Raw genomic sequence first — 2312 nt, 5'->3', positions numbered from 1 at the left:
GCGGCCCCGCCGAGGATCGACGGGGCCAGCACGTCAGGTATTGGGGAGTGCGGGTGTCATTCGAACACCTGAGGGCAGTCGAGGCGAACGCGGGCGACCACTGCCGTCATGCCAGTCTCGGCGGAAATGTGGATATTGTCCCCGATTTGCATTCCCGCGCCCCATGTTGCTCCGTCATTGTTTGCCGACAGCGCCAGATCCAGCCTGATCGGAGGCAGAAGATCCGCCCCGAAATACCCCGACACGATATCGGCATTCATTTCCGCCCTGCGCGTCGCAACGCTGCCACCGCCCAAGGGTGGCAGGCACGCAAGCACGATGCGCCCGGTGCGCCGCCGTAAATGAGCGATCATCGCCGAGACGTTGCTGCGCCATGGGGCCAGCGCTCCACCGAGATTGGCGTCATTGGTGCCGATTGCGATGATGACAATCGTATTCTGATCGCAAAGCGTCACCAGCTCCGGCAGCGCAGCCAGCGCCCCCTCTGACCTGCCGCCGCCACGCGCCGCGATCACCACATCCTGAGCGCCCTTTGCAGCCCGCTCATCCTCAATCCGGTTGGGCCAGGCGAGGTGATAATTCGGCCCGATCTGCGAACCTTCGGCGTTGCTGTCTCCTATAATGATGACCCGCGCGGGGCGGCCAGAGGGGTAAGGATAATCTGCGACCATACGGAACAGCGAGAATTTGACCCCGCCCGCCGTGGCTTGCAGGAAGATCGCGCAAGGGGTGCCTTGGGGACGGCCAGTCGTTCGCCCGGTTCCGGCGGCGTAGTCGAGGATAATCTGAGCCTGCTGGCCGGTGGTCAGGTTGAAAAGCGTGACCGTGGTCGCGAACCTGACCCGCTTGATGTCGAGGCGCACCTTTGACCCGGCAAGCGTCCACGGGATCGGCTCACTGACGCGCAAGGTCGGCGCATTGACCCCATCCCACTCGTAGATCTCAAGGTTGCCGTTGGTGCCGTTCACTATGGCTGCTGGCGAGTTGAGCAGATAGCCATCCGGGTTGCGGATGAAGCCTATCCCCCAGACCTGATTGGCGGCAGAGATTTCAGCAACCGCGCTCAGGGTGCGGCGGCTCAGCGTGGATCTGCCATAGCCGGTCGGAAAACAACGATTTGCCCAACCATCTGCGACCAGGCTGGAAAGCCTGCCGCCGGTGACCTCGGCCCCGATCAGTGTCCAGCCAGCGCCGCTCTGGAAGTCCTGCCGGATCAGCTCTGCTGGAAAGATCGGGTGGTCAGACTCCAAGGTGCGGGCGAGCCGCTGGTAGACACCCTTGATCGCAAGCGATGTGGTGCTGACAATGGCAAAGTCCTGAACCTGCCCGACCTCGGTGGCCTGTGCAAAGGCGCTGGTGCTGACACATTGGCCGTTGCTGCCGTTGTAACGGACGCCCGATCCCGAAAGTCGGCGGATAAAGAACCGGCCACCAACCGGAATATGAAGCTGCGGATAATCCACGCCCGCGACAAAGGTCTTTTGACCAGCCGCAGACACATCAAGAGTATGGGTCGCGATCACCACCTTATTCGCATCGGTCGCAAGCAAGAGGTGCTGCCCCGCTCCGGCGAAATCCATCACCAGCTGAGAAAGGCTGCCTCCGGGGGATGCCTCCGCCGGGCCGAAGGCATTGCTGTTTGAGACCCAGGTGTTCCAGGTATTGTCCATGCCGACTGTGATTTCGTCATAGGACAGCGAGGAAACATCGAGATAGTCAGCGGCGATCTGCGTCTTCGGTGAATCTACAGCAATAGTCGCCTCGGCGCCGGACAGCCTCCCGACGATGGTTTCCCCTTCGACCGTAAGATAGCTGACCTCAATAGCCGCGGTCCCGGTGTTGTATGCAAGCCCCCCACCCGGATGATCCCCCACGGCCAAGGAAGACGCGGCATCCCAATACCTGAACCCGACTGGCTCCGGGTCACCAGTCCAAGCGCGAATTCGCCCGCCGGTAATCTCCTTGAAGGCCACAAAAGAGCGAACACCCGCCTGCGCCTCTAGTCTGAAAACTACATCACCCGCCGCAGCGTATGTGACAGGAAAGATCGCGGTTGTCGTACGGACGCCAGCCACGACAGACATGATGTGAATTTCACCAGTGCCGGGGCCCGCGACACCAATCTTAACGCTGTCGATGAAAGCGCCGTCTGGCAACTCAGTCTGTAGGGCGCGCAACGAACCGGCAGACGCCTGAGAGCCAGCGATCATCTTACCCAGAGTAATGCGCTGCGCCGCCGACCCCAATTCCAGTTGAACCGTTGCCCGAACCACATCCAGATCGGCTTGACCCGCCTTCCCCGCCAGCGGGTT

General features: G+C 61.6%; 1 protein-coding gene. It reads right to left on the bottom strand.

All coding sequences use genetic code 11. The features are described 5' to 3' along the window. Positions 1-56: 56 nt before the first annotated feature. Positions 57-1874 (bottom strand): SGNH/GDSL hydrolase family protein, encoded by a 1818-nt coding sequence (locus tag AC4FS3_RS28565; RefSeq protein WP_491023349.1) that lies wholly within the window; start codon positions 1872-1874, stop codon positions 57-59. Between the last annotated feature and the right edge of the window lie 438 nt (positions 1875-2312).

This window comes from Pseudogemmobacter sp. TB195, assembly GCF_058313095.1.
Note: the sequence above shows the minus strand (reverse complement) of the source record. Positions and strands in the feature narration are given on the sequence as shown.